The 5,328-nt window shown below is 66.7% G+C and carries 8 protein-coding genes; 7 read left to right on the forward strand and 1 reads right to left on the reverse strand.

Features of this window, described 5'->3' with window-relative positions; translation table 11 throughout:
• From VEY12_05490 to VEY12_05500, 3 genes are all read left to right on the forward strand, one after another.
• The coding region (locus VEY12_05490) for an NfeD family protein (GenBank protein HYM39582.1) at positions 1 to 612 on the forward strand (612 nt) is incomplete at its 5' end.
• Positions 613 to 653: 41 nt separating this feature from the next.
• The gene (locus VEY12_05495; GenBank protein ID HYM39583.1) at positions 654 to 974 is read left to right on the forward strand and encodes a Rieske 2Fe-2S domain-containing protein; all 321 of its coding nucleotides are present in this window, start codon (positions 654 to 656) and stop codon (positions 972 to 974) included.
• Positions 975 to 1,129: 155 nt separating this feature from the next.
• The gene (locus VEY12_05500) at positions 1,130 to 1,366 is read left to right on the forward strand and encodes a hypothetical protein (protein HYM39584.1); all 237 of its coding nucleotides are present in this window, start codon (positions 1,130 to 1,132) and stop codon (positions 1,364 to 1,366) included.
• A 133-nt stretch (positions 1,367 to 1,499) separates the two neighbouring features.
• Here the strand turns inward: VEY12_05500 and VEY12_05505 are convergent, their stop codons facing one another.
• Entirely contained in the window at positions 1,500 to 1,988 is a 489-nt protein-coding gene (locus VEY12_05505) for a single-stranded DNA-binding protein (GenBank protein ID HYM39585.1), read from the reverse strand.
• A 228-nt stretch (positions 1,989 to 2,216) separates the two neighbouring features.
• Here VEY12_05505 and VEY12_05510 point away from each other — a divergent pair, with 228 nt between their 5' ends.
• The 4 genes from VEY12_05510 to VEY12_05525 form a co-directional block, all read left to right on the forward strand.
• Positions 2,217 to 2,363 carry a hypothetical protein gene (locus tag VEY12_05510; GenBank protein HYM39586.1) on the forward strand — a complete coding sequence of 49 codons (147 nt, stop codon included), beginning with the start codon at positions 2,217 to 2,219 and terminating at the stop codon, positions 2,361 to 2,363.
• Positions 2,364 to 2,424: 61 nt separating this feature from the next.
• The gene (locus VEY12_05515; protein HYM39587.1) at positions 2,425 to 3,315 is read left to right on the forward strand and encodes a PadR family transcriptional regulator; all 891 of its coding nucleotides are present in this window, start codon (positions 2,425 to 2,427) and stop codon (positions 3,313 to 3,315) included.
• Between the two features lie 58 nt (positions 3,316 to 3,373).
• Positions 3,374 to 4,363 carry an NAD(+)/NADH kinase gene (locus tag VEY12_05520; protein HYM39588.1) on the forward strand — a complete coding sequence of 330 codons (990 nt, stop codon included), beginning with the start codon at positions 3,374 to 3,376 and terminating at the stop codon, positions 4,361 to 4,363.
• A 105-nt stretch (positions 4,364 to 4,468) separates the two neighbouring features.
• On the forward strand, positions 4,469 to 5,328 hold an 860-nt coding region (locus VEY12_05525), incomplete at its 3' end, for an MFS transporter (GenBank protein ID HYM39589.1).

Raw genomic sequence — 5,328 nt, forward strand, 5'->3', positions numbered from 1 at the left:
CCGGGCCATGGTGCCGAGGTCGCGGGGATCATCGTGGTCCTCCTCGCCCTGATTGGCCTCGGGTTCAGCGTCGACCCCATCGCGTTCCTGCTGATCATCGTGGGCGTCGTGCTCCTGATTCTAGAGGTGAAGCATCCCGGGTTCGGGGCGTTCGGCATCGGAGGGATCGTGGCGATTGCGATCGGGGCGCTCTTCCTCGCCCCCCTCGGGCCGCCCTCGGCCCCGGGCCAGCCCGGCCAGCTCGTGACGCCCGGCTACCAGATCGGGTTCGTGATCACCCTCCTGGTGCCCGTCCTCCTCTTGGGCGGCCTCATCCTGTTCGCGATGTACAAGGTGAACGAAGTGCGCCGCCGCAAGCCCACGGTGGGCGAGTTTGTGGGAGAACCCGCCACGACCGAGGAGCCGCTCAGGAAGGCGGAGAAGGGCTACGTCCGGTTCAAGGGAGGGCTCTGGCAGGCCCTCACGGACGAGGACATCCCGGCCGGGAGTAAGGTCTACGTGGTCCGGGTCGAGGGGATTCTCCTTCACGTTTCCGCGACCCCGCCGCCCGCGCCTCCGAGACCCACGCTGCCGAGCCGCCTCGAGCGGCTCTTCCGACGCAAGTCGGCGTGAGTCCAGAAACCCTTAAGGCCACCCGGAGGTTCCGCGTCGCGATGCCCACGGACGTCGTCCTTTGCAAGATCGCGGAGCTGCCGGACGGCTCCATGCGGCATTTCGAAATCATGGGGTACGACATCGCCGTGGCGAATGTGGGCGGGACCTTCTACGGGCTCGACGCCATGTGCACGTACCAATGGGCGAACCTCGCCGAAGGCTCCGTGGACCAGGGGCGCATGGTCCTCATCTGCCCGTCGTGCAAGGGGGCCTGGGACCTGAAGACGGGCAGGCCGGTCGACCCGCCCGCGAAGTTCCCGCTCACCGTCTACGAAGTCACCGCCACGGGCGACGATCTCATCTTGACGTTCACCTACTGAACCCGCTGCGCGCGTCGTCCGTCCGAGCGAGCGGGATGAAAACCCTTATGAGCCACGTCCTTCTGGCTCCGGGAGTCCTCAGGTCCCAGTGAACCACGGTCGGCCCGCCCTCGGACGCGAACCGTGTTCTCGTGAACGTTGAGGCGGTGACGACCATGGTCGACGAGAAAGATGCCCAGTTCACCCGGATGTGGAACGAGGAGAACGACGCGAAGCGCGTCAAGTTCCGGAACTACATGAAGTCCAAACTGGACGTGCTGCACGTCGAGGTCAACGAGGAGAACGCGCGCGCGTACTGGAACGGACGGCTCACGGTCTGGCAGCCCGAACGGATCTACCAGGCTCCGGAGCGTGAGGAGCGCCGCGAGCGGCGGCCTCCACGGCGTCGCTGAAGGTGCCGCCCGACGGGCCGGCCGTCACGGGATCTTCTCTCAGTGGGCGAGGGGGTTCCCTTGAAAGTCTGCGCGAATGAAAAGGAAGGAGCCCGATCCTCGGTGGACCGGGCGTGAACCGAATCCGGTGCTCTCAGAACCGGCGCCGCCCGCGGTCCCGGTGTTCCCGGTTCCCGCCGCGGCTCCCGCCCGTCCCAAACTCGAACTGCCGGCTGCCGCCCTCGCGCTGCCCGCCGTAGCCGCCGCTGCGGTACCGCGGCTCGCGCTCGTACTCGACCGCGCTCACATCGAGCGCCGTGTTCACGGTCTCGACGGGCGTCTCGGCCTTCGCGAAGCTGCCGTACTTCCCGACGTTCAGGCGGATGTGGCCTCGCACGAGGCTCACGTAGCCGTTGTCGATCAGGAACGTCTCGTCCTTCGCGACCTGGCCGATCTGGTCGTTCCACAGGGTCAGGAGGACCGTTCCGGTCTCGTCCCCGACGGTCGCCTCGACCAGCTTGCGCGCCTCGCCAAAGCGGGAGGTGATTTCTCTCTCTTCACTCAACCCGACGACCTTCGCCAGCACGTTTACCTGCTTGGACTCCGGAGTCAGGTCCTTGACCTTCGTCAATACCTTGTCCATATTCTCACTTCTGCCGACACAACAGCCTTGAGTCGCAAGGCGTAGGGAAAAATTCCTTTCCGCGCGAGATCAGACGATGTGGGCTGATTCGCTCCTACGGTCCGCTGCTATAAGAAGGTTCTGTAAGTTGTGAAGCTCGTGGACGCTGGTCACCGTGTAGGATGCACGAGCTTCGCCGTCCACAGGTTTTTCTCAGGTCAGCGCGCTGGCCTCGCGCAGGTCTCCCCGATGCAGAGCGGCGAAGCGGAGCGCGAGATCATCGTCGACTGTCCCTACTGCAACCACGCCTGGAAAGCGGACGCGCGGTGGATTTCGGGACCTTGCCCGAACTGCGGCCGCATGGTGTACCGCTACATGGACCCGCAGCACGACTGAGGGACCAAGGGCAAGGTTCAAAGGGGGCGTTGACCTACCTAGGTCCATCCGAGGTACCTAGGTGGCCCGGACCGATCTCACCACCGCCATCCTCCGCTCGATCCAGCAGGGCGCAACCTACGGCTATCAGATTCATCGTGCCCTGGGCGACGCGGGCCAGGAAACTCGCCTCAATCACCTCTACCCCGTCCTGAAGCGCATGGAGTTGGAGGGTCTTGTCGTGGCGAACGAGACGCCCGGTGAGCGGGGTCCGAAACGTCACGAGTACGCGATCACGGCCAAGGGGCGCGACTATCTGGACGACGTCCTCTCCGACGCGATCGCGATGGTCCGGCTTGCGTACCTAGAGTACCTGGCCTCGGACCGCACCACGATGCAGCGCGCCCTGGACATCCTCGCCAAGTTCATCCCTCACGCGAAGCTGCACGGCCGCACCGCGCTCGTGGTGCCGCCCGGCTACCTCAGCGAGATCAACTTTCGCTGGTTCCTGTCCCAGCTCTTCGACGTCGTTCAGGGAGACATCTTCCTCGTACGTCCACAGGGAACGTTCGACATCGAGGAGCCCCGTCTCACCCTCTTGGATGGCGGCGAATCCTACGTCCCGCTGCGGGACAGCTACGTCGACCAGTCCGTCCTCGTCTGGGTGCCGCGGCCCCGCCAGTGGACGCGCCCCATCGAGGAGGCCACGCGGATCATCCGAGCGCCGGGGCTGCTGGCGATCATCCTCCCGGACGCCTTGCTCGCTCGTGATCCGACGCGACCGTTCGAGGTCGGCGCGTTCATCGAAGGCGTGCGCGTGCGGCGGAGCGGCGGCCGCGTCACCGAGGTGCCCCTGGAGAAGGTCACCGCGGTCCTCGCGGAGCGGTTCCACCACGTGGAGGTCGAGTCCGTGCCGGAGCTGTCCTTCCATCTCCTGGTGGCCTGGGGCAAGAAGCGCACCACGGAGACGTGACTCCCTCCCGGCGAGGGGCCACAAGGGTTAAGCCCGCACGCAATCTCCCTCGGGCACCATGCGGATCGCCCTCGTGGCATCCAAGGATGCCGTTACGCGACGTTACGCCGCGGAGGCCACCCGCACCCTGCGCGATCGCTTCCCCGGCGTGTCCGTTTCGGTCGAGTTGGGACCGCCCGCGCCCGAGGTTCTCCTCGTCCTCGGGGACGACCGCTTCCTGCTCCACGCGCTCCGTCGCGTCGGTTCCGCCACCGCGGTCCTCACGGCGGGCCACGGGTTCCTCGCGGAGGTCCCGCCGGAGCAGGTGGGCTGGGCTCTCGAGACCCTCCTCGCCGGACCGCACTGGATCGAGGAACGCCTGCGACTCGAGGTGCGGATGGACGGGAGGCGCCTCCCGCCCGCGCTCAACGAGGCGGCGCTCAGCACGAGCCGCGGCGCCGGCTTCCTGCGGTACTCCCTCGAGGTGGACGGGGAGCAGGTGTGGCGCGATTCCGGGGACGGGGTCATTGTCTGCACGCCAACGGGATCCACGGGATACGGTCTTTCCGCGGGGGGCCCCGTGGTCATGGAGAACGCGGAGGCCATCGTGGTGGTCCCCGTCTGCTCGTCCTCCGGCCAACGGCCGCTCGTCCTCCCTGCCCGGAGCGTCGTCGCACTCACCGAGATCGAGTCCCGCCTCGGGAGAGACCTCGTGCTCGATGGCCAGGAGCGGATCCGAGTTCGGTCGAAAGGATTCACGGTCCAAGCCAGCGCGGACCCCGCGCGCTTCGTGCGTTTCGGGAAGGCCCGTTACCTTCAGGTCTTCGGGAAACTGGGCGCGCGCCACCGGGCCACGGAGCTCCCATCGAGAGCGCCCCCCTCCGTGCGGTTCCTCTACCGCCTCCTGGAGGACGAGGGTGCGATGACGGAGAAGCGGCTCATCGCGGAGTCGCGGATGCCCGAGCGGACTGTCCGGAACGCGGTCTCCTCCCTCGTACGTGCGGGGCTCGTGCGTCGCGACCCCTCCCTGCGGGACGCTCGGGAAACCGTGTTTACACTCCGCCGTTAAGCGGGCGCGGGAACGGCGGCGGATTTGGCCGGAAGATCCCGGGTCGGGAGGCCAGCCTTGCCGCCCTCTCAACCCTCAAATAGGCCGCCGGAGTCCGGCCCTCACATGGCCACCGCGACCCGCACCGTGGAGGACGTGCTCCGCGCGGGCGGATTCACCCGGTTCCACCGCCGGGTGGTCCTCCTGACGGGGTTCGCATGGACCTTCGTCGCTTTCGAGATCATTAACATCAGCTTCGTCCTGTCAGCGGTGTTCAAGGACTTCGGGATCCCGAGCGACTCCCTTGCCTACTTCGCGATCACCTCGGCCACCCTCGTCGGATCTTTCATCGGGAGCTTGGTCCTAGGACGGGTCTCCGACACCCGGGGACGGCGGAAGGTCTTCCTCGGGAGCATCCTCTGGTACTCCGTCTTCACGGCCTTCACGGCCGCTTCGTGGGACGCATACAGCCTGTTCTCCCTGCGGCTCCTCGCGGGCCTCGGCTTGGGAGGTATGCTCGTCGTCGATCCCGCCATTCTCTCCGAGTTCCTTCCGCCCCAGTCTCGCGGGCGGTTCATGGTCCTCCTCGATTTCTTCTGGCCCATCGGGTTCCTCGTCGCGATCCTGTTCTGGTGGGTGTTTATCGTCCAGGGCGTGACCGTCGCGGGGCTCGCGAGCTGGCGCGTCCTGTTCGTCGTGGCCGCCTTCCCGGCGTTCATCGCGTTCGTTGCACGCCTGGCGATCCCGGAGTCCCCGTTCTACTACGCACGGCACGGCCGGCTCAAGGAGTCCGCGGAGGTCCTGACCCGCATCTCCAACACTCCCGTGGATCCCGCGACCCTCGCCATGGAGCAGACGGTTCCGCACGCGCCCCTGTCCTCCCTGTTTCAGGGAAGGCTGGCCCGGCGGTCCGTCGTGACTCTCGTGGTGTGGACCGCGTTGAACTTCAGCTACTACGGGCTGTTCCTGACCCTTCCGTTCGACCT

The sequence above is a fragment of the Thermoplasmata archaeon genome, from assembly GCA_035632695.1.
Taxonomy (GTDB): Archaea; Thermoplasmatota; Thermoplasmata; order RBG-16-68-12; family RBG-16-68-12; genus RBG-16-68-12.

Coding starts and splice junctions, on each gene's coding strand:
- VEY12_05495 (HYM39583.1), top strand. CDS start 654: ATGCCCACGGACGTCGTCCTTTGCAAGATCGCGGAGCTGCCGGACGGC.
- VEY12_05510 (HYM39586.1), top strand. CDS start 2,217: ATGCAGAGCGGCGAAGCGGAGCGCGAGATCATCGTCGACTGTCCCTAC.
- VEY12_05500 (HYM39584.1), top strand. CDS start 1,130: ATGGTCGACGAGAAAGATGCCCAGTTCACCCGGATGTGGAACGAGGAG.
- VEY12_05520 (HYM39588.1), top strand. CDS start 3,374: ATGCGGATCGCCCTCGTGGCATCCAAGGATGCCGTTACGCGACGTTAC.
- VEY12_05505 (HYM39585.1), bottom strand. CDS start 1,988: ATGGACAAGGTATTGACGAAGGTCAAGGACCTGACTCCGGAGTCCAAG.